Origin of the sequence: Winogradskyella immobilis, assembly GCF_021887715.1 — a bacterium.
Classification (GTDB): Bacteria; Bacteroidota; Bacteroidia; order Flavobacteriales; family Flavobacteriaceae; genus Winogradskyella; species Winogradskyella immobilis.
Map to the genome: position 1 here is coordinate 66,018 of NZ_JAIQXX010000003.1, position 19,316 is coordinate 85,333.

The window sequence follows — 19,316 nt, forward strand, 5'->3', positions numbered from 1 at the left end:
AATTAATATTAATTCAAGTTAATAATTTCGCATTGTTATATATGTTAAAGCATGTGCCAAAATTTATTCATATGTAGAATTATAATTACGGTTTTTCCGTAAAAAAAACAATAATTGAAATTAGATATTATTTTTTAAATTTCTTTTGCGAATTATTATTAAGAATAAACTTATTGATACCCGTTGTGCATTATGATTTAAAAGAAAAAGTTGTCCATCTTACTGATAATCAATAAATTGTTTTAACCTTAAAACGCTAATAATGAACAGTTTAAATATAAATTACGAAAGAATATTGGAAGTATTAAGAAAAATATCAAAAGAGCAACTTATAGCCTGTCAGCGACGTCAGCCTATGTTGAGCGACTTAGAGTTGTTTAGTTTAAGCTTAACTGCTGAATATCTTGGTATTGACAGCGAAAATGATTTATTCAGAAAACTACCTGTAAATATTTCATCACGAATTGAACGTAGTGTTTACAATAGGAGACGACGTAGATTAGCAAACCATCTTAACACTATCCGTATTAAATTAGCGTCTTATTTTAATGAATTTAAAGGTTATTTTATCATAGATAGCATGTCTTTGGAAGTCTGTAAACTCTCCAGAAGTTCACGTTCAAAAATCTACAAGGACACAGCCTATGCCTTTCCTGACAAAGGCTATTGAGCATCGCAAGGTACTAATTATTACGGCTATAAGTTACATGCTGTATGCTCCGTGAATGGTGTTTTTCAAAGCATAGACTTGAGTCCAGCTTCTATACACGACATCAACTATCTTAAAGACATAAGAAATCAAATAAAGGATTGTACTTTGATTGGAGACAGAGGCTATTTGTCAGCAGAAATTCAACTCAACCTTTTTGAAATACTAAACATAAAACTAAATACACCAATGAGACGCAATCAATACAATTATAAAAAGCAACCTTATGTGTTTAGAAAATCCAGAAAGCTTATAGAAACCTTGTTCTCACAGCTTTGCGACCAGTTTATGATTAAACGTAATTACGCCATGTCTTTTCAAGGGTTTAAAACCAGAATATTATCCAAGATAACAACATTAACAACTATTCAGTATATCAATAAATTTATCTTTGGTAGAAATATTAACAATATTAAAATTAGTATTATTTAAAATGCACAACGGGTTTATTGATCAATATACATATAACCCTCTAATGGTGATGATAATTTAGGTGATGTAAGTTTTGTGTTTTCTATATTAAAGTTGGTATTAAGTAGAGCTCTTCCCGCACCAGTAATATCTTCGATTGCAGCAGCTAAAAGCGGTTCGTTTGGATTTCCTAAACGTCCAAAGTTCCCAGGAAACTCTGCCAATTCAATATTAGGGACTAAGCCAGTAGATGGAACTAACTCATTATCTTTATTCGTAGAATCTCCGATTAAAGGGAACATAACATATGTATGTAATGGATTTATTTCTGAAGGCTCAAAATTGGATGAATCAAACACTAAGCGATTAATAGTTGTCTTACCTGTAGTGGTTGTACCTACTTGTACAACGTCTATATATGGTCTTAAACTGTTTATAATTAATTCACTTGCAGATGCTGATCGATCTGTAGTGATAACATATACTTTCTGAAGATTTAAACTATTTATTGCTGTACCATCCCCTATAGTATTAGGGAAATTAAATGTTCCATTTTCTTCTTGTCGGTTAGGACTAAAAAATGCTCTAGAAAATATTTCATTATTAAATTGTCCAGTAATCATGCTTCCTAAACGTGTTGCAGTATTTACTACGCCACCACCATTATAGCGTAAATCTAAAACGAGGTGTTGTACATTAGCGGCTTGTAATTCGCCAAAAGCTTGATTAAGTTCTGTTTCAAAATTATTATTAAAACTGTTATAGGCAATATAACCGATAGTTTCTCCACCTACGTTTATCACTTCGGTTCTATGTACAGGGTTTTCTGTAAATACTTCACTATTTACTGCCACACTTTCCCCATTAGAAATAATAGTATCATCATCAACTTCATCGGTATTATTAGTATTATAATCTGCAAAATTAAATGTAGTTGTTTCTTGTGATAGTAATAAGCCAAAATTATCTCTGTTTAATGGAGTACCATCAACTCCAGAGATAATCATACCACGTTGTAAGCCAGCTAAATCAGCAGGACTACCATTTAATACTAGCCGGATTACAGCAAAAACCTCTGTATCACTACCGGGTGCAAGAAAAACACTGAATTCAAGACCATTGGTTTCGGTAGTACCATCTAATGCTTGTATAATTTCAAAAAGATCTGGAAAAATAGCACTAAAACGATCTACAACTCCTGGTTGAAACAATAGGGATTCAAACAATGCTTCTGGCGTTGAAAAACCATTTAAAAACTCAGAATATTCTTCAGTAAAATCAAATCGGTTATCAAAACCGTTAATACCAAATCGATCATTAGTGAGATTAGGCACGTCTTCACCATACAAATAAAAGGCGTTCATGCCTTTCCATACAAAATCGTTTATAGAATCAACGGCAATAAGGTTATCATCAATATCATCATCGTCAAAACAACTAGTTGCAGATAAAGCAAGAGTTAACCCTAGTAGGTAAAGTTTAATATTTTTCATTTTTCTTAAATGTTATAGCAATTTTATAACTCTAAATTTACTTACAATATTGTAGAATAAAAAACAAAATGAGAATCGGATTATTAATAAATGAATGAGAGGTGTTGTATATTGTATTTATATTTAATTTATATCATTGATTTTTAAGTGTTTGAAATTATTTTTGAATACTATTGTAACAAAATAAAAGATGTATCGTCGTAATTATGAAAGCAACTTAAATTGTTTTTAATCCCTGAGCTAGTCGAAGGGTCAACCAATCAAAAAGTAATGACACAGGCAGATTTTGTAAGTTTAGTGATGCCATTTAAGGACAAAGTGTTTCGTTTAGCAAAACGCTTATTAGTTTCTAGAGAAGAAGCTGAAGATGCAACGCAAGAAATACTTTTGAAATTATGGAACAACAAACAGAAAATTAGCGACTATAAAAATGTAGAAGCGTTTTCAATGACCATGACTAAGAATTTTTGTTTAGACCGTTTAAAATCTAAACAAGCGCAAAATTTAAAGATTGTTCACAGTAACTATCAAGAAAAAGGGTCGTCATTACAAACACAATTAGAAGCTAGAGATAGTGTGGACTGGGTCTCTAGAATTATTGAAGATTTACCAGAACAACAAAAAATTATAATACAGCTTAGAGATGTTGAGCAGTATGAGTTTGCGGAGATTTCAAAAATGCTAGATATGAACGAAACCGCAATACGAGTCGCTTTATCTAGAGCACGTAAAACATTAAGAGAAAAATTAACTAATACACATAGTTATGGTATTAAATAATATTGAAAACCTATTAGTAAAGTATGAGAATGCTGAGACTACGCTACAAGAAGAAGCGCAACTAAAAGCTTATTTTGCAAGTGATAATGTTGCACCACACTTAGAGCATTACAGATCATTATTCCAATATTTTGCTAATACGCAAAACGAATCGTATACCAAAGACGTTCCATTAAAAACGAATCGCAGATCAATGTACCAATGGATTTCTGTCGCAGCAGTAACTATTCTAATGCTCGGTATTATGATACCAAAAGTTTTTGGTCCAACAGAACAAGACATAAAAGACCAAGAATTAGCCTTAGCAACATACAATAAAACCATGGAAGCTTTTAACTTAGTTTCTTTAGGTATGAATAAAGGCAAAGATCAATTAAAAACGCTTGCTTTAGTATCAGAAAGTATTGAAGATGGTAGAGCTAGTGCTAGTAGATTGAACGAATTTAATAAAGCAACAAACAAAATTTTTAAAAACTAATAACACACATTTAAAACAAAGAATTATGAAATCCAAGATTCACGTAAATAAATTAAATAAAATAAAAATGATGAGTAAAAAAGTAATAGTAATAATTGCACTTATAGTAGCACCGATAGCCTCTTTCGGACAAAGTATTTTTGATAAATACGAAGATATGGATGATGTTGGTACTGTAATTTTAAATCAAAAAATGTTTAGCATGTTAGCTAGCTTTGATATTGATTTGGATGATGCAGAATCACAAAACTATTTAGAAATGGTAAAGAAAATTACTGGGGTAAAAGTATTTACGACAGGGAACGAAAAAGTCTCTGCAGATATGAACGGCACAGTAAATAAATATCTAAAAAGTTCAAGCCTAGAAGAATTAATGCGTATTAAAGATGGTAACCAAACGGTTAAATTCTACGTAAAAGAAGGTAAAGATGAAAACCATGTAAAAGAACTTTTAATGTTTGTTAACGGTCTTAAAGAATTAACTGAAGGTCAGAATATTGAAATTAATGGTAAAAAGAGAGAAATAGAAACTGTATTAATTACTATTACTGGAGATATCGATTTAAGAGAGATTTCTAAATTAACAAGTAGTATGAATTTACCTGGAGGTGATCAATTAAAGAAAGCCAATAGAAAGAGAAATTAAAATATAATATAGCATGTCACTACAATCAATCAAAAAATCAGCTATGTTTTTATTCATTATTGCAACTGTATTCAGTTGCAATAATGGATTAACATTGCAAACTTATTATGTAGACAATGAGTTAAAACCAGGGTTTACATCTTTAGACATACCAACCAGTTTTTTAAAAATAGAACAAACATCACTTACTGAAGAACAAAAAGAAGCTTATAAATCGGTAGATAAGCTAAATATGTTAGCTTTTATAGTTTCAGAAAATAATAAAGATGAGTACGAAGTAGAGTTAGCTAAGGTTAAAACTATTTTTAAAGATCCTAAATATGACGAATTAATGCGAGGTGGAAATACCACTGACGGAAAATTTGTTGTTAAAATTGTTGGTGATTCAGATCGTTTAGACGAATTAATCCTTTTTGGTAATGCTAACGATAAAGGTTTTGCAATAGTTAGAATACTCGGTGATGATATGAATGCGAATCATTTAGTACAATTAGGAATGTCTTTACAAAATGCAGATATAAGTAGCTCAGTAAATAGCTCTGAATTGGGTGGCTTTCTAGACTTCTTTAAATAATATTTTTTTATCAATCAAAATTAATCAATCAACTTTATCAATCAATATGTTAATAGAAATCGTCTTGAGAATCATCAAGGCGATTTTTTGTTTGAGCTATTTTTTATAAGAAAGATAAATGTACAAAGTACAATTATACCTGTAGCGCCTATTAATGTCCATTTTATAGTAACATCTTCCAATACTTCAAAAAGCCCTGCAATAAAAAATGTCAATACAATAATAGCAACAACAATTATAGCTAAGAGATTTTTATTTAAAGGAAACATAGTTTAGATACCTGTGTAATTACTCGGGGTGATTACTTTTAACTCTGCTTTTATAGCATCAGACACGTCTAAGGTATCAATAAAATTTGATATTGAAGTTTGTGTTATCGCTTCATTGGTACGTGTTAATCCTTTTAAAGCTTCATAAGGATTAGGGTAATTTTCACGACGTAAAATGGTTTGTATAGCTTCAGCAACAACAGCCCAATTATTTTCTAAATCTTGAGCAAATTTGGTTTCATTCAATAATAGTTTTCCTAAACCTTTTATTGTAGATTGAAATGCTATAAGCGTATGCGCAAAAGGCACACCAACATTACGTAAAACAGTACTATCTGTTAAATCGCGTTGTAAGCGAGATATAGGTAACTTGGCAGACAAATGTTCAAAAATAGCATTAGCAATACCAAGGTTACCTTCACTATTTTCAAAATCTATAGGGTTTACTTTATGTGGCATTGCAGAACTGCCAACTTCACCTTTTTTAATCTTTTGTTTAAAGTAATCCATAGATACATAAGTCCAAAAATCTCGATCTAAATCTATGATAATAGTATTGATACGTTTTAAGGCATCAAACAAGGCCGCCATATGATCGTAATGCTCAATCTGTGTGGTAGGAAACGAGTGTTGCAACCCTAATTTTTCTTGCACAAATTTAGTTCCAAAAGCTTTCCAATCTATATTTGGGTAAGCGACTTTATGTGCATTAAAATTCCCAGTTGCACCACCAAATTTAGCAGCACTAGGAACATCATTTAATAAATTAAATTGTTCTTTTAAACGAACTACAAAAACGTCTATTTCTTTGCCTAAACGTGTTGGAGAAGCAGGTTGCCCATGTGTACGCGCTAACATTGGTATATCTGCCCAATTCTCAGCTAAACCTTCAATCTTTTCTAAAAGACTAAAATATCCTGGCACATATACAGCGTTCATTGCGTCCTTAATACTTAAAGGAATTGCTGTGTTATTGATGTCTTGAGATGTTAATCCAAAATGTATAAATTCTTTATAGTCAGATAGACCTAAAGCATCAAATTTTTCTTTAATAAAATACTCAACAGCTTTTACATCATGATTGGTAACACTTTCTATCTCTTTTATCGCGGATGCGTCAATGACTGTGAAATTTTCATAGATAGCTCTTAGATCCCCAAAAACGGAAGCAGGCACAGATTCTAATTGCGGTAAAGGCAATTCGCATAGTGCAATAAAATATTCAATTTCTACTAAAACTCTATATTTTATAAGAGATTCTTCAGAAAAATAGTTCCCTAATGCATCGACTTTATTTCTGTATCTACCATCGATTGGTGAGATTGCGCTGAGTGGTGAAAGTGTCATCTAATCTTAGATTTTTTGAAGCAGCAAAGATAAGGAAGTTCGTTATAAATTGTAGGTTAAACATTATAAGTTTTGTTAGTTTTTATTGAATTCATTATGCTCTTCATAGTTCTAGCTTAGTTTATTATCTTAGACCATAAAAAAAATACAACTCATGAAAAAACTACTAATTCTAGCACTTCTTATGGTTTCGCAAACCAGCATTGCTCAAGTCTATAAAAAATCCGAACCATTAACACATACCTATTCTATCGTAGCGAAAGATGAAGTTACAGGAGAAATGGGTGTTGCTGTGCAATCGCATTGGTTTAGTGTAGGTACAAGTGTTGTATATGGAGAGGCTGGAGTAGGTGTGGTGGCAACCCAATCATTAACGAATCCTGCGTATGGGCCAAAAGGATTAGTACTAATGAAGCAAGGCTTAACACCGCAACAAGCTTTAAATGCTTTAATAGAAAATGACGAAGGAGAAGTGTATAGACAAGTAGGAATGCTAAATGCTAAAGGAGAGGTTGCTACACATACGGGAAGTTTATGTATAGCAGAAGCAGGTCATCGTCAAGGTAAAAATTATTCCGTACAAGCTAATTTAATGCTGAACAATACGGTTTGGGATGCTATGGCAGAAGCTTTTGAAAATAGTAAAGGCAAACCTTTAAGCGAACGTTTATTAATAACATTAAAAGCAGCACAAGCAGAAAAAGGAGATTTAAGAGGAAAACAATCTGCAGCAATTTTAATTGTTAGCGGTACAGCAACCGGAAACAGTTGGGAGGATACACTTTTAGATTTGCGAGTTGATGATCATGAAAACCCATTACAAGAATTAGAGCGTTTAATGAAAGTGAGTAATGCTTATAATTTTATGAATGCAGGTGATGTGGCCATGGAAGAAGGCAATACTAAACTTGCCGAGAAAAATTATTTGAGTGCTCAAAAATTATTTCCAGACAATTTAGAAATGCAATATTGGTATGCTATTAATTTATTAAATAATAAAGATTTTGAAAAGGCAAATTCTATCTTAAAATCTATCTTTGAAAAAGATAATAACTGGAGAATCTTAATTCCTAGATTAATAAAAAGTAAGTTATTAACGATTTCTGAAGCTGAAATGCAAAGCGTGATGAAACTATAGAGAGAAGAGAGAAGAAGCTATACTTTACTATAAAACGTCTATATTCTATTTGCTCTTTTCTTTTTTAAGCAATCCAATAATATGCCGAGCTCTAGCTCTAAAAGCAGCACTTTGTGACGAAAAATCACGCTCTAAAATAATCAGTAGTTCAGGATGTATCCAATCAATAGATTTACCAAGTAAGTAAAGTGTTTGCATACTATATGCTTTCACAGCGACTTTCTGGTTGCTAATCATCCAATCAAAACATGCTTCTACAATACGTTCTATATGTACAGAAGTTAAAAGTTGTTTTATTTGGTTATCGGTTTTACTACTATAGCTTTTACTAATCAATTCAGAAACCTTTGCAATTGGTCTAACCGCAGAATCTAAATATACGCGTCCCATATTTTCAGTAAACGTATCGAGATATGGTAAGACTTCTTCGATTTGCTTACTACACATAAACTCAAATACCCAAGCTGCTCTACAAGATATTTTATCGTCTACAGTAAAAAGAATTTCAAGAAGTGGTGCTATTAATTCAGGATTGTTAATAACAAGGTTGGCATAATGTATGCGCTTTTCACGAGAATGGTTTACATAATCTAATTCTTTGTAAAGTTGATCTTTGGTCAAGTTATTTTTGTAATTTTAATGCTCTAAAATTAATTAAAAAATGAAGATTCTTAAAAAAATAGGTTTAGCTCTTTTAGTGGTGTTTGTCATTGCTCAATTTTTTGGTCCAGATAAAAACGAAGGTGAACTTAGTTCAGTAGATGCATTTATTGCAGATACTAATCCACCTAAAGACGTAAAAACAATATTAACCAATACTTGTTTTGATTGCCATAGCTCGTATACACGCTATCCGTGGTATAATAATATTACTCCTGTAAATTATTGGATGGCCGAACATGTTGAAGATGGATCTAAACATTTTAATGTCTCTAAATGGAATGATTATTCTATAAAACGAAAAGATCATAAACTAGATGAGTTGATAGAAATGGTTGAAGAAAAAGAAATGCCTTTACCGAGTTATACTTGGACGCATGGAGATGCTAAATTATCAGATGCACAAATTACTTCTGTTATTACTTGGGCAAAGCAAGTTCGTACTAAATATGCAGCGCAAATGGTAGAACCACAATAGACTTTAATTTATAGTCAGTGGTAAATAACAACCTTTTAATTATTGGATTTGTATGGCCAGAACCTAAAAGTTCTGCTGCTGGTAGCCGAATGTTGCAACTTATCAAGCAATTCCAAAAACAAGGTTATAGCATTACGTTTGCTACAACTGCTAATGTTTCTAATAGAGCGTTTAATCTTGAATCTATTGAGGTTTCTATACAAAACATAGAGTTAAATAATTCGTCTTTTGATGCGTTTATAAAGCTGTTAAACCCAACAATAGTTATGTTTGATCGGTTTATGACCGAAGAGCAATTTGGTTGGCGTGTAGCAGAACAGTGTCCCAATGCATTACGGATATTAGATACCGAAGATTTTCATGGTTTGCGTAAGGCGAGAGGAGAAGCCTTAAAAGCGGATAGGGCATTACTTATTGAAGACTTGCAAAGTGATATTACAAAGCGGGAAATAGCAAGTATTTACCGCTGTGATTTAAGTTTAATAATTTCTGAAGCTGAGATGAAAATCTTAACGCACCAGTTTAAAATAGATAGCCATTTACTTTATTATTTACCATTTCTATTAGAGCCAATAGGCGAAACATCCATTTCAAAATTACTTAGTTTTAAAGACCGAGAACATTTTGTAACTATTGGCAATTTTTTACATGCACCAAATTACGATGCCGTTCTCTATTTAAAGCAAACCATATGGCCATTAATACGCAAAAGATTACCGCATGCTGAATTACATGTTTATGGATCTTATGCTCAGCAAAAGACATTACAATTGCACCAACCTAAAGAAGGATTTTATATCAAAGGTTTTGCTGAAAATGTAAATAACGTTATGCAAAGTGCTAAAATCTGTTTAGCTTCATTACGTTTTGGCGCAGGCTTAAAAGGAAAACTTGTTGATGCTATGAAAAATGGCACACCATGTATAATGTCTACTATTGCTTCCGAAGGTATGTTCGGAGATTTAGAAGAAAATGGTTGTATTGAAGATAACCCTGAAGCTTTTGCAGAAAAAGCGATAGCACTTTATACTGATGAAATACTCTGGAAAACCAAACAAATCAATGGTTTTAATGCTATAAATTCTAGATTTAACGTAGCTGATTTCGAAACTGATTTTAAATCTATAATAGAAACACTAATTAGCAACTTAATAATACATCGTCAAGATAATTTTACAGGGCAATTATTGATGCATCATTCCATGCAAAGTACTAAGTATATGAGTCGATGGATTGAAACCAAACAACAACTAAAAGAATAAATAGGCTTTATATGGTCTTTAAAAAGGCTTCAACAGCTGTCCAATATTCTTTGTGATCTTTTTTAGAACTCCACAATGTACTAGATCCGTGATTTCCTGAACCATTAGGAATAAACTCTTGCTTTTTCTTTGAAGGAATAGCATCATATATGTCAGCCCAACCTTTTTTCTCATTTTTAGCAGAAGTTATAAATGTTGGTATTTGAATATTTTTAGCACTTTGCGAAATAAAGTTTTTAGAACCAAAATACTCACCAGGAGAAAAAGACATTACGGCTTGTATAGCATTTGCATTTTCACCAGCATATTTTAATACTAAAGATGATGAATACGAGCTTCCCCAAATAACAATCTTTTTAGGAGAATAGGTCTTTTTTACATAAGCGATACTCGCTTCAATATCTTGGTAAGCATCAAGAAAGCTTGTTTTTTTACCTTCTTTTTCAGCAAGTGCTTTAGTTTGGTTTGCAACACCATTTGAAGCATTACCAGAACGTTGGTCAACAGCTAAACAACTATAACCCATAGCATTTAACTTAGGAGCAATCTCTTTATATTCTCCACGACTAGAACCTGCCTGGTGGAATAATAAAATAAAAGTATCATTAGTTTTAGCCGTATAAAGGTCGGCAGTAATTTGTAAATTATCTGTAGAAGGGTATTGAATTGTAGTTTGGCTAAAACTAGAAATACTAAATGTTATTGTAAATAAGATGGCTAAATATTTCATTTCTATTTAATTTTTAACCAAAGATATAGCATAGCCTAATTTCTATATCTCTAATTTAAGATTATTTAACGTTTTTGATAAACGTGTGCAATCAAAATAAATGGGTAAATAATGATGATGAAAAATTATATGTTAAATCATTTTTATATTTCAATAATGTAAAATATATTTGTCATATAGTAAAATTAATTTTACTTAATATAAAATAAATTTGTCAATTATGGAAAAAAGTAAATTTGCAGAATGCGAAGCTAGAGGATTACATAAGCTTATCAATTTTAGATTACCACGCTATTGTTTTACATTAGGATTAACTATTACCGGATTATCAATTCTCGCTATGTTTGTAAGAGCTTTTGCTTTAGAGGGAGATACAGAATGGTTAAAGCTATTATTACAAAAAACACTTTTAGTAGGTCTATTATTAATCTCTATAGCCAAAGACCCTATTGAAGATGAACTTATTATAAAGTTAAGAGCACAATCTTACACTTATGCGTTTATGACTGGCGTAATATATGCATTGGTTATGCCTTATGTAGAGTTTGGTGTATCTAATGTGTTAAAGCCAGAAGGTGAAGCATTTCACAATCTTGGAGATTTTCAAGTATTGTTATTTATGTTGATGGTTCAAGTGCTTTGTTTTAATACTTTAAAACGTATTAGATAATGGAGAATACAATCAAGGTAGAGCGTGCCATTTTAAGTTTAACACAAGATGATTTAGCAAAAAAAATTGGTGTCTCTCGGCAAACTATAAACTCTATTGAAGCCAACCGTTATGTGCCTTCTACAGTATTGGCTTTAAAACTCTCTGAGGTATTTAGTAAGCCAGTTAATGATTTTTTTAAACTTAGTGAAGATGATTAAATTAATAATGATTTTGATACTTGTAATTATTAATTTAATTTTTAATTAAAACACTTTAGAAGAATCATTGTTAATATAGTTTTTCTAACTCTTTATCAATGATTTGTTCAACTGCTATAGAAGGTGGTCCAATATCCGAATTAATGATTAAGCCATCAGCTCCTATGAGGATGTATTTAGGGATAAATTTAATACGATATTCATCACCATATCTTGTTCGCATTCCATTTTGTATCAGTACATCATTGTTATAATGTAATTCATTCCTTTCTTTTAATATATTTAACCATTCTTGTTTTTGAGCATCAACTGAAACCATTAAAATTTCAACTTTAGGATGATTTTTATATTTTTCTACTAATTGTAATACATTTGGACGTTCTCCAATACAAGGCCCACACCAACTTGCCCAATTATCAATATAAACTAACTTTCCTTTAAAGTTAGATAATTTAATTAATTCTCCACCTTTGTTTTTAGCAGTGAAATTAAAAGCTTTGCTTCCTTTCTGTACTTCAAAAAACCTATGGGATGAGGCATTTAATAATTCGTAATAAGCATTCTCTTTCTCCTTTTTAATTTCTTTTTTTAAAATCTTAGAATTAAATAACTTCTGATGTTTTTCCCAATATGAAGGAGATTCTATGATATTATTTATATAAGAATATTTTAAGAATTCAGATAGATCTTTATTAGTGGTTTGTTCTTCGATATAGTCTGTAAAATCACTTAAACTCGTTAAAGAATCATTTTTTCTTACAAAATTAATTTCATGTTTATAAAGTAAATTATTGGGTAAAGTTTTTGCCCACTTACTGTTATTGTCTAGTTGATTTGCAAATTGAAAATAATTATGATTAGGAGGTAAACCTCTAAATGAACGCCCTAATATAAATAGAAACGAATATATTATAGCATCGTTTTGATATAGTAATAGCTCATGCTCTTCAGGTAATAATTCAGAATTAAAAGCATTAATTTTTTGAGCTCTGGTTAACCTGAAGGAGTCAAATTTATTGAGAATAGAATCTGTATGTGTTGATATATTATTACTAGCAAATTGAACGTTACTGAGCCATAAATAATTTACTAAAGAATCTCCAACACTATTTGTAATAAGTGTGGAGTCTGATTGTATAGTAACCTCTATGTTTTTCTCAGGATGAACTATGGTTAGATAGCTTATAGAATTGCCTCTGGTATGTATAGATGCTAAAAATATTGAGTCATTGGTGGTCTCAATATTAAGATTTTCTGTTACAGGAAATTCATAGATTAATTCATTGGTAATAATGTTGGTAATAAATAAACTATCTACAGTATCGGTCTTAGATTTTACCGAAATTGTAGGTTTAACTTCGGTATGACATGCACTAAAAAGTAATAAAGCGCTAATTATAATATAGAAATGTTTCATGATGGTTAATAGAGTTCATCAAGATGCATCAAAAATTGTTCCATGCCATCAGTTGCTTTTTCTGAAATGACTGTAATTTGTTGGTTTGAATCCATTGCAGGTTTTGGGTCTATATAAAAGACAGGAACTTGTTCTGGCGCGTAATGCATTAAACTTGCAGCCGGATACACTTGCATTGATGTACCAATAATTAAAAGTATATCTGCTGTTTCACAGATTTCTACAGCGTTATCAATCATGGGTACAGCTTCTCCAAACCAAACAATATGTGGTCGTAATTGATAGCCTTTTTTACACATGTCTCCAAGATGAATATCATCATGCCAAACTTTAATATCATTTTCGTTTTCAGTACTCCTAATTTTTCGTAATTCACCATGCAAGTGTAATACATTGCTACTACCAGCACGCTCATGTAAATCATCTACATTCTGTGTGATAATGGAAACTTTACAATCTGCTTCTAAATCAGCTAAATCCTTATGTGCTTGGTTGGGTTTTACGTCATTGAGTTGACGACGACGCTGGTTGTAAAAGTCTAAAACCAATTCCGGATTTGCTTTAAAGCCTTGTGGAGAAGCAACTTCCATAACATCATGGCCTTCCCAAAGGCCATCAGCATCTCTAAAGGTTTTAATACCACTTTCGGCACTTATACCAGCACCAGTTAATACAACAATGTGTTTTTTCATTTATTAAATTTATATAATAATCTGTTTCGTCGTCATTTAATTATTTTGGTGGGTAATAACATCGTATACTAAATGCCATTATGGGTTAAATGTAATAATATTTGCTATTCTCGCGAAGACAGGAATCTTTTTTATTACATTAGTCAAGTTATGATCAACTATAAACTTCTACAATATCTCGAAACTTTCTTAACTGCGCATCGTCTCCAGCGCTTTAATGAAGTTTTAGCACAGCGTACAAAACATTTTACAGTAGCTACCGAAGATGTTTATCAACTGCATAATACAAGTGCAGTAATGCGTTCTTGTGATGTGTTTGGGCTGCAAGAGTTACATGTTATTGAAGAGGTAAACTCAAAACAAATAGATAGAGAAATTGCTATGGGTGCCCAAAAGTGGGTGGATTTAAAACGTTATAATTCTACAAAAAGCTGCATAGATTCTATTAAAAAAGAAGACTATCAAATTGTAGCGACAACTCCACATGCAGAAGATTGTGATTTATCTGATTTTGATATCTCTAAAAAATCGTGCTTTTTCTTCGGTAGAGAAACCGAAGGCCTATCTCAATATGTTATAGATAATGCAGATTGCTTTTTAAAAATACCTATGGTTGGTTTTACTGAGAGCTTAAATATTTCTGTATCTGCAGCAATTATCTTGCAGCAGGTCACTTCAAAATTAAAAAAGAGCAATGTCAATTGGCAACTTTCTGAAACCGAAATAATTGAAAAACGTTTTGATTGGATACAAAAAACCATAAAAGATTACGATGCTATTGTAGAACGTTTTTACGAAACCGTTTAAATTTTTGTAAATTGAAATCATTTCTAAATAAATACTTATGATTAGTTGGTTTGAAGTCGCAGTAAGCGATATGGACAGAGCAAAAACATTTTACGAAACTGTTTTTGATATCACGATTAATGTTATGGATTTTGGTGGCACATTAATGGGATGGTTTCCTAATATTGAAGATACTATTGGTGCAACAGGAAGTTTAGTTCAGAATAGCAATTATGTGCCTAGCCAAGAAGGGTCTTTGGTATATTTTATGTCTAATGATGTGCAAATAGAATTGGATAGAGTAGAAGCAGCCGGAGGAAAAATTTTTCAGGAGAAAACTAAAATCTCTGATGAATACGGTTATATGGGAGTTTTTATAGACTCAGAAGGCAACAGAATTGCGTTGCATTCTAATCAGTAAGATTTAAACTTTTTTCTTACCTTTTTTACGTTCCGCATTACGATTTAATACTTTGTATTCTTCGTAGCACTCACTAATTGCATCAAGTACTTGTAAGTCATTTGCAGTACGGATAAAGTCTCTAGAGTAGTTGCATTGATTTACAATTTCATCCAAATCATATTTATTAACCTGTAGTAAAGCGGTAAGCATTTCGCGGTCAAAACGTTTTGCTAATTGGTTTCGTATTTCGTCGTCTTTTTTAATTTGCTTTAGCTTTCGCATTTCATTGGGCTTACGACCAAACATTTTATACAAAAAATCTGCAGGATTAAAAATAGCGCCTAATACTTTATTCACCACATTGGTTTGTCCACCTTCATAGGCTTGGTTAGGGATGCCAGAAATTCTAAAACGGTTATTTGTCGTAACAGGAATCTGTTTAATATCAACCTCTAGATAACCCGTTAATTTTAATTGATTAACCACAACTTCTTCTAAAGCCAAGGCAAGATCCGTCATTTCTATTTCGGTATTACCAAATTTAATCCAGTCGTTAGTTACCCTAACTTTTATGGTTTTATAACCAATATAAGATAAAAGTAACGTGTCATTGGTTTTTGCTCTTATTTCAAAAATACCATCATCATCTGTTGCGGTACCAATCACCTGATTAAGGTTTACAATATTGGCATTAGATAGTGGTTGTTTTGTTGTAGAACTTATTATCGTAGCAATAACCTTAGTAGGTTCTTGAGCTACGTTAGTACTATCTTGTCCGAATGTATATACAGAAACTGAACATAATAAAACAAGTAAGTAGTTCTTCATTTTGAAATGACTTATAGTGTAAAGATAATAAACAAAACGGAGTTTAATATTCAACTCTTAGTACTTTGACGTAATATTAACATCACACTTACTAAGAGTTGTATTTAAATAAGTACATTTATTTAATCACGTCTACGAGATCTCCTTGGTCTGTCAGAAGAGCCACTTCCTTCTGCAGAACGTCTTGGTCCACCAAACTCAGACCTGCTAGATCGTCTTGATCTGTCATTATCATCGTTAGATCGTCTTCTATCGCTTCTGTTACCTGAATCTTCAGAACGTCTATCTCTTCGGTCACCTCGGTCGTTAGAGCGTCTTTCACTTCGCCCATCTTCACTACGTCGTCCACTTCTACGATCATCATTTCGTCTTCGATCTCCGCCGCCACTTCGTCTTCCACCACCATCGCGTCTACGACCTCCGCCGCCACTACGGCCTCGGTTTTCGCTCACTTCAACATTTACAAAACGGCCTTCGTGTTTAAAATCAGTAAAGAAAGCCAGTACTTTTTCTTGTAACCCTTTTTCAGTATTAAAGAACGAAAAACTCTCTTTAACATCCACCTTAAAAACATCATCTCTACCAAGCTCTAGTTTTTCTTTTAAGAAATCTTTCAATTTCATCCAATCAAAATCATCTTTACGCCCCACATTGATAAAGTAACGCGAATCATTAGATTGTTTTTCGTAATCTCTACCTTCACCACGACCTCCATCACGAGATTCTACAACGCCTAAATCTCTAGATTTTTGATAGTAATTAAAGAAACGATTAAACTCCACAGAAAAGAATTTTTTAATTAACTCATCTTTTTCTGTATCGACAAATAATTCATTAATACTGGTAATGTATTTATCAATTTCGTCGTTAGTTTCTGTATTGTGTATTTTGTTTGCTAGAGACATTAATTGCACTTCGGTAATTTCAGTACCAGAAGGAATATCTTTCTTTTCAAATTGCTTTTTTATAATGCGCTCTATACTTTTTATCTTTCGTAATTCGCTTTTAGAAACAATCACCATAGAAACACCTGTTTTACCAGCTCTACCTGTACGTCCAGAACGGTGTGTGTAAGTTTCTATCTCGTCTGGTAATTGGTAATTAATAACGTGTGTAATATCATCTACGTCAATACCACGTGCGGCTACATCCGTAGCAACAAGCATCTGTATTTGCTTGTTTCTAAAAGACTTCATTACCAAATCACGTTGGTTTTGACTTAAATCACCATGTAAGGCCCCAGCACTATAACCATCTTCAATTAAGTTTTCAGCTACTTTTTGTGTATCACGTTTTGTTCTACAGAAAATGACAGAAAATATATCTGGATTAGCATCCGATAAACGTTTTAGTGCTGCATAACGGTCTCTAGCATTTACTAAATAATACTCGTGAGAGACGTTGCTTGTACTTTCATTTTTATTACCTACTGTAATTTCAATAGGATCGTACATAAATTTTTTGGCAATCGTTGCTACTTCTCTAGGCATTGTTGCAGAGAATAACCACGTGCTTTTGTCTTCTGGAGTGTGCGATAAGATATCTGTAATATCTTCATAGAAACCCATATTTAACATCTCGTCAGCTTCATCAAGGACGCTGTATTGTATTTTAGAGATGTCTACCATTTTACGGCTAATCATATCTTTCATACGTCCTGGGGTAGCAACAACAATCTGCGCTCCGCGTTTTACGTCTCTAGCTTGTTCACTAATACTAGCACCACCATAGATAGCAACCACATTAAGTCCTTTACAGTATTTACCGTATTGCTTAATCTCGTTAGTAATTTGTAAACAAAGCTCACGTGTAGGAGATAAAATTAAACCTTGTGTGGTTCTGCTATTCACATCAATTTTTTGTAGCATAGGGAAACCAAATGCAGCAGTTTTACCTGTACCCGTTTGTGCCAAAGCAACTAAGTCTTTGTCTTCTTCTAATAAAATTGGAATTGCTTTTAATTGAACATCACTAGGTTTTACAAAACCTAAATCATCAATAGCATGGATAAGATCTTCATTAAGACCTAATTCTTTAAATGTACTCATTTGTATACGCATTCGATTATGTTATGTGTGTTACATAAAGAAGTGAATCGACATACTTAAACCTATACTTCTGAGTAACACATCCTCACTCTGAGGAGTCTAAAACCAATCTTTTGGCTTTCAGCGTGCAAAGATACACTTTTAATTGGATTCTGTTAGAAACTACATATCTTCATGTTAAAGAATATAGAATAAGCATGAAATTTTAAGGTACGCATCGTGTTTGTGTATGATTTCGTTGCGTTGGCTAGAACTGAGTTAGCAAAAGAAAACGCCCCAGCTGAAATTCCAAAGGAATTTCAACTGCAATGAGCTATACATGTTGTTGTGGCTAGTAATATCTTACTTTTTTTATTTTGAAATGCAAATCCTATCTCATTTCTATTTCAAAAATATTCTATTTAGTTTATTAGTTAGATAGATAGTTAATCTTCAAAAAATTAAGCTTAATTTTAAAATTATTGTTAAGCAGGTTGAAACGTTATGAAATTATATATAAAATACATGGTAAGCTTAAGATGTAAACTCATGGTAAAATATGAGCTAGAAAAACTAGGGTTGCATTATACAAGTATTGAACTTGGTATGATTGAAATAAAAGAGAATATTACTAATGGACTAAAGCAAGAACTGAAATCAAATTTAGCTCTATCTGGTCTGGAACTATTAGACAATAAAAAGAGTATACTCATAGATAAGATTAAAAACGTTATAATTGAAATGATACACTATTCTGATGAAGTTCCAAAGACTAATTATTCAGACATTATTAGTGAAAAATTGAATTATGATTATACTTATTTGTCTAATATTTTTTCTGAGGTCAAAGGCATTACAATACAGCATTTTATTATTAAGCATAAAATTGAAAAAGCCAAAGAACTCATACTCTATGACGAGTTAAACCTTACAGAAATAGCCTATAGGCTTAATTATAGTAGTGTAGCCCATTTATCTAATCAATTCAAAAAAGTAACAGGACAATCCCCTTCATTTTATAAAAAAATAGGCAAAAAAAGAAAGTATAATTTAGAGAATCTGTGATTTATGTAAGTTAAAGTTAATGCTATGTAACTGAAACTATAATAAAATAATCAAATTTGCATTGCTATTAATCAATTAAGGTAGGTCCAAATGAAATATCTCATTTGGCATTTGAAAGCAGACTAGTAAGTCTGCTTTTTTATTTTTTATAAAAAAACTGTACCTGTGATATATGTAACTCATTTAGTTTTTTACAATACTATAAATGACATTTACATAAACTTAAATCACAATCAATTAATACTTAAACAAT

21 protein-coding genes and 1 pseudogene are annotated in these 19,316 nt (G+C 31.9%); 13 read left to right on the forward strand and 9 right to left on the reverse strand.

Features of this window, described 5'->3' with window-relative positions:
• Window positions 1-262 precede the first annotated feature (262 nt).
• Window positions 263-1,141 (forward strand): annotated as a pseudogene (locus K8Z87_RS03195) (IS982 family transposase).
• A 14-nt stretch (window positions 1,142-1,155) separates the two neighbouring features.
• Here the strand turns inward: K8Z87_RS03195 and K8Z87_RS03200 are convergent.
• A complete protein-coding gene (locus tag K8Z87_RS03200) occupies window positions 1,156-2,613 on the reverse strand; it encodes a S41 family peptidase (RefSeq protein WP_227476038.1) in 1,458 nt (485 codons plus the stop codon).
• A 270-nt stretch (window positions 2,614-2,883) separates the two neighbouring features.
• On the opposite strand from K8Z87_RS03200, the gene K8Z87_RS03205 reads away from it, so the two are divergent.
• From K8Z87_RS03205 to K8Z87_RS03220, 4 genes are read left to right on the forward strand one after another with little or no spacing between them, the layout of a single operon-like run.
• Window positions 2,884-3,393: an RNA polymerase sigma factor gene (locus K8Z87_RS03205; protein ID WP_227476039.1), complete on the forward strand. Its 510-nt coding sequence runs from the start codon at window positions 2,884-2,886 to the stop codon at window positions 3,391-3,393.
• Window positions 3,380-3,871, forward strand: a complete 492-nt coding sequence (locus K8Z87_RS03210; protein WP_227476040.1) for a hypothetical protein — start codon at window positions 3,380-3,382, stop codon at window positions 3,869-3,871. The genes K8Z87_RS03205 and K8Z87_RS03210 overlap by 14 nt, the downstream gene beginning before the upstream one ends.
• Before the next feature lie 25 nt (window positions 3,872-3,896).
• Window positions 3,897-4,517 (forward strand): DUF4252 domain-containing protein, encoded by a 621-nt coding sequence (locus tag K8Z87_RS03215; RefSeq protein WP_227476041.1) that lies wholly within the window; start codon window positions 3,897-3,899, stop codon window positions 4,515-4,517.
• A 43-nt stretch (window positions 4,518-4,560) separates the two neighbouring features.
• Entirely contained in the window at window positions 4,561-5,091 is a 531-nt protein-coding gene (locus tag K8Z87_RS03220; protein WP_227476042.1) for a DUF4252 domain-containing protein, read from the forward strand.
• A 74-nt stretch (window positions 5,092-5,165) separates the two neighbouring features.
• Here K8Z87_RS03220 and K8Z87_RS03225 read toward each other — a convergent pair whose 3' ends face one another.
• A complete protein-coding gene (locus tag K8Z87_RS03225) occupies window positions 5,166-5,360 on the reverse strand; it encodes a hypothetical protein (protein ID WP_227476043.1) in 195 nt (64 codons plus the stop codon).
• A 3-nt stretch (window positions 5,361-5,363) separates the two neighbouring features.
• Window positions 5,364-6,707: an adenylosuccinate lyase gene (purB, locus tag K8Z87_RS03230; protein WP_227476044.1), complete on the reverse strand. Its 1,344-nt coding sequence runs from the start codon at window positions 6,705-6,707 to the stop codon at window positions 5,364-5,366.
• A 154-nt stretch (window positions 6,708-6,861) separates the two neighbouring features.
• Between purB and K8Z87_RS03235 the strand changes: the two genes are divergently transcribed.
• A complete protein-coding gene (locus tag K8Z87_RS03235) occupies window positions 6,862-7,845 on the forward strand; it encodes a DUF1028 domain-containing protein (protein ID WP_227476045.1) in 984 nt (327 codons plus the stop codon).
• Window positions 7,846-7,890: 45 nt separating this feature from the next.
• On the opposite strand, the gene K8Z87_RS03240 is transcribed toward K8Z87_RS03235, so the two are convergent.
• A complete protein-coding gene (locus K8Z87_RS03240; RefSeq protein ID WP_227476046.1) occupies window positions 7,891-8,466 on the reverse strand; it encodes an adenylosuccinate lyase in 576 nt (191 codons plus the stop codon).
• Window positions 8,467-8,506: 40 nt separating this feature from the next.
• On the opposite strand from K8Z87_RS03240, the gene K8Z87_RS03245 reads away from it, so the two are divergent.
• Window positions 8,507-8,983 carry a heme-binding domain-containing protein gene (locus K8Z87_RS03245; protein ID WP_227476047.1) on the forward strand — a complete coding sequence of 159 codons (477 nt, stop codon included), beginning with the start codon at window positions 8,507-8,509 and terminating at the stop codon, window positions 8,981-8,983.
• 17 nt (window positions 8,984-9,000) lie between these two features.
• Window positions 9,001-10,245: a glycosyltransferase gene (locus tag K8Z87_RS03250; protein WP_227476048.1), complete on the forward strand. Its 1,245-nt coding sequence runs from the start codon at window positions 9,001-9,003 to the stop codon at window positions 10,243-10,245.
• Between the two features lie 7 nt (window positions 10,246-10,252).
• Here K8Z87_RS03250 and K8Z87_RS03255 read toward each other — a convergent pair whose 3' ends face one another.
• On the reverse strand, window positions 10,253-10,975 hold the full coding sequence (locus tag K8Z87_RS03255) for an alpha/beta hydrolase (RefSeq protein ID WP_227476049.1): 723 nt from the start codon (window positions 10,973-10,975) through the stop codon (window positions 10,253-10,255).
• A 220-nt stretch (window positions 10,976-11,195) separates the two neighbouring features.
• Here K8Z87_RS03255 and K8Z87_RS03260 point away from each other — a divergent pair, with 220 nt between their 5' ends.
• Entirely contained in the window at window positions 11,196-11,645 is a 450-nt protein-coding gene (locus K8Z87_RS03260) for a hypothetical protein (RefSeq protein WP_227476050.1), read from the forward strand.
• Entirely contained in the window at window positions 11,645-11,845 is a 201-nt protein-coding gene (locus tag K8Z87_RS03265; protein WP_227476051.1) for a helix-turn-helix transcriptional regulator, read from the forward strand. The genes K8Z87_RS03260 and K8Z87_RS03265 overlap by 1 nt, the downstream gene beginning before the upstream one ends.
• Window positions 11,846-11,915: 70 nt before the next feature.
• Here K8Z87_RS03265 and K8Z87_RS03270 read toward each other — a convergent pair whose 3' ends face one another.
• Window positions 11,916-13,262, reverse strand: a complete 1,347-nt coding sequence (locus K8Z87_RS03270) for a TlpA family protein disulfide reductase (protein ID WP_227476052.1) — start codon at window positions 13,260-13,262, stop codon at window positions 11,916-11,918.
• A gap of 5 nt (window positions 13,263-13,267) precedes the next feature.
• Window positions 13,268-13,954 carry an SIR2 family NAD-dependent protein deacylase gene (locus tag K8Z87_RS03275; RefSeq protein WP_227476053.1) on the reverse strand — a complete coding sequence of 229 codons (687 nt, stop codon included), beginning with the start codon at window positions 13,952-13,954 and terminating at the stop codon, window positions 13,268-13,270.
• A 150-nt stretch (window positions 13,955-14,104) separates the two neighbouring features.
• Here K8Z87_RS03275 and K8Z87_RS03280 point away from each other — a divergent pair, with 150 nt between their 5' ends.
• Both K8Z87_RS03280 and K8Z87_RS03285 read left to right on the forward strand, forming a co-directional pair.
• Window positions 14,105-14,761 (forward strand): TrmH family RNA methyltransferase, encoded by a 657-nt coding sequence (locus K8Z87_RS03280; protein WP_227476054.1) that lies wholly within the window; start codon window positions 14,105-14,107, stop codon window positions 14,759-14,761.
• A 37-nt stretch (window positions 14,762-14,798) separates the two neighbouring features.
• Window positions 14,799-15,161: a VOC family protein gene (locus K8Z87_RS03285; protein WP_227476055.1), complete on the forward strand. Its 363-nt coding sequence runs from the start codon at window positions 14,799-14,801 to the stop codon at window positions 15,159-15,161.
• A gap of 3 nt (window positions 15,162-15,164) precedes the next feature.
• Here K8Z87_RS03285 and K8Z87_RS03290 read toward each other — a convergent pair whose 3' ends face one another.
• Together K8Z87_RS03290 and K8Z87_RS03295 are read right to left on the reverse strand one after the other, a co-directional pair.
• Window positions 15,165-15,971: a carboxypeptidase-like regulatory domain-containing protein gene (locus K8Z87_RS03290; protein WP_227476056.1), complete on the reverse strand. Its 807-nt coding sequence runs from the start codon at window positions 15,969-15,971 to the stop codon at window positions 15,165-15,167.
• Window positions 15,972-16,093: 122 nt separating this feature from the next.
• The gene (locus K8Z87_RS03295) at window positions 16,094-18,019 is read right to left on the reverse strand and encodes a DEAD/DEAH box helicase (RefSeq protein WP_227476057.1); all 1,926 of its coding nucleotides are present in this window, start codon (window positions 18,017-18,019) and stop codon (window positions 16,094-16,096) included.
• Between the two features lie 483 nt (window positions 18,020-18,502).
• Here K8Z87_RS03295 and K8Z87_RS03300 point away from each other — a divergent pair, with 483 nt between their 5' ends.
• On the forward strand, window positions 18,503-19,063 hold the full coding sequence (locus tag K8Z87_RS03300; RefSeq protein WP_227476058.1) for a helix-turn-helix domain-containing protein: 561 nt from the start codon (window positions 18,503-18,505) through the stop codon (window positions 19,061-19,063).
• The last annotated feature ends 253 nt before the right edge of the window (window positions 19,064-19,316 follow it).

Bases quoted from the DNA above. Each gene is read 5' to 3' on its own strand.
- K8Z87_RS03200 (WP_227476038.1), bottom strand. From the start codon at position 2,613: ATGAAAAATATTAAACTTTACCTACTAGGGTTAACTCTTGCTTTATCT.
- K8Z87_RS03205 (WP_227476039.1), top strand. From the start codon at position 2,884: ATGACACAGGCAGATTTTGTAAGTTTAGTGATGCCATTTAAGGACAAA.
- K8Z87_RS03210 (WP_227476040.1), top strand. From the start codon at position 3,380: ATGGTATTAAATAATATTGAAAACCTATTAGTAAAGTATGAGAATGCT.
- K8Z87_RS03215 (WP_227476041.1), top strand. From the start codon at position 3,897: ATGAAATCCAAGATTCACGTAAATAAATTAAATAAAATAAAAATGATG.
- K8Z87_RS03220 (WP_227476042.1), top strand. From the start codon at position 4,561: ATGTTTTTATTCATTATTGCAACTGTATTCAGTTGCAATAATGGATTA.
- K8Z87_RS03225 (WP_227476043.1), bottom strand. From the start codon at position 5,360: ATGTTTCCTTTAAATAAAAATCTCTTAGCTATAATTGTTGTTGCTATT.
- purB (WP_227476044.1), bottom strand. From the start codon at position 6,707: ATGACACTTTCACCACTCAGCGCAATCTCACCAATCGATGGTAGATAC.
- K8Z87_RS03235 (WP_227476045.1), top strand. From the start codon at position 6,862: ATGAAAAAACTACTAATTCTAGCACTTCTTATGGTTTCGCAAACCAGC.
- K8Z87_RS03245 (WP_227476047.1), top strand. From the start codon at position 8,507: ATGAAGATTCTTAAAAAAATAGGTTTAGCTCTTTTAGTGGTGTTTGTC.
- K8Z87_RS03255 (WP_227476049.1), bottom strand. From the start codon at position 10,975: ATGAAATATTTAGCCATCTTATTTACAATAACATTTAGTATTTCTAGT.
- K8Z87_RS03260 (WP_227476050.1), top strand. From the start codon at position 11,196: ATGGAAAAAAGTAAATTTGCAGAATGCGAAGCTAGAGGATTACATAAG.
- K8Z87_RS03265 (WP_227476051.1), top strand. From the start codon at position 11,645: ATGGAGAATACAATCAAGGTAGAGCGTGCCATTTTAAGTTTAACACAA.
- K8Z87_RS03270 (WP_227476052.1), bottom strand. From the start codon at position 13,262: ATGAAACATTTCTATATTATAATTAGCGCTTTATTACTTTTTAGTGCA.
- K8Z87_RS03275 (WP_227476053.1), bottom strand. From the start codon at position 13,954: ATGAAAAAACACATTGTTGTATTAACTGGTGCTGGTATAAGTGCCGAA.
- K8Z87_RS03280 (WP_227476054.1), top strand. From the start codon at position 14,105: ATGATCAACTATAAACTTCTACAATATCTCGAAACTTTCTTAACTGCG.
- K8Z87_RS03285 (WP_227476055.1), top strand. From the start codon at position 14,799: ATGATTAGTTGGTTTGAAGTCGCAGTAAGCGATATGGACAGAGCAAAA.
- K8Z87_RS03290 (WP_227476056.1), bottom strand. From the start codon at position 15,971: ATGAAGAACTACTTACTTGTTTTATTATGTTCAGTTTCTGTATATACA.
- K8Z87_RS03295 (WP_227476057.1), bottom strand. From the start codon at position 18,019: ATGAGTACATTTAAAGAATTAGGTCTTAATGAAGATCTTATCCATGCT.
- K8Z87_RS03300 (WP_227476058.1), top strand. From the start codon at position 18,503: ATGAAATTATATATAAAATACATGGTAAGCTTAAGATGTAAACTCATG.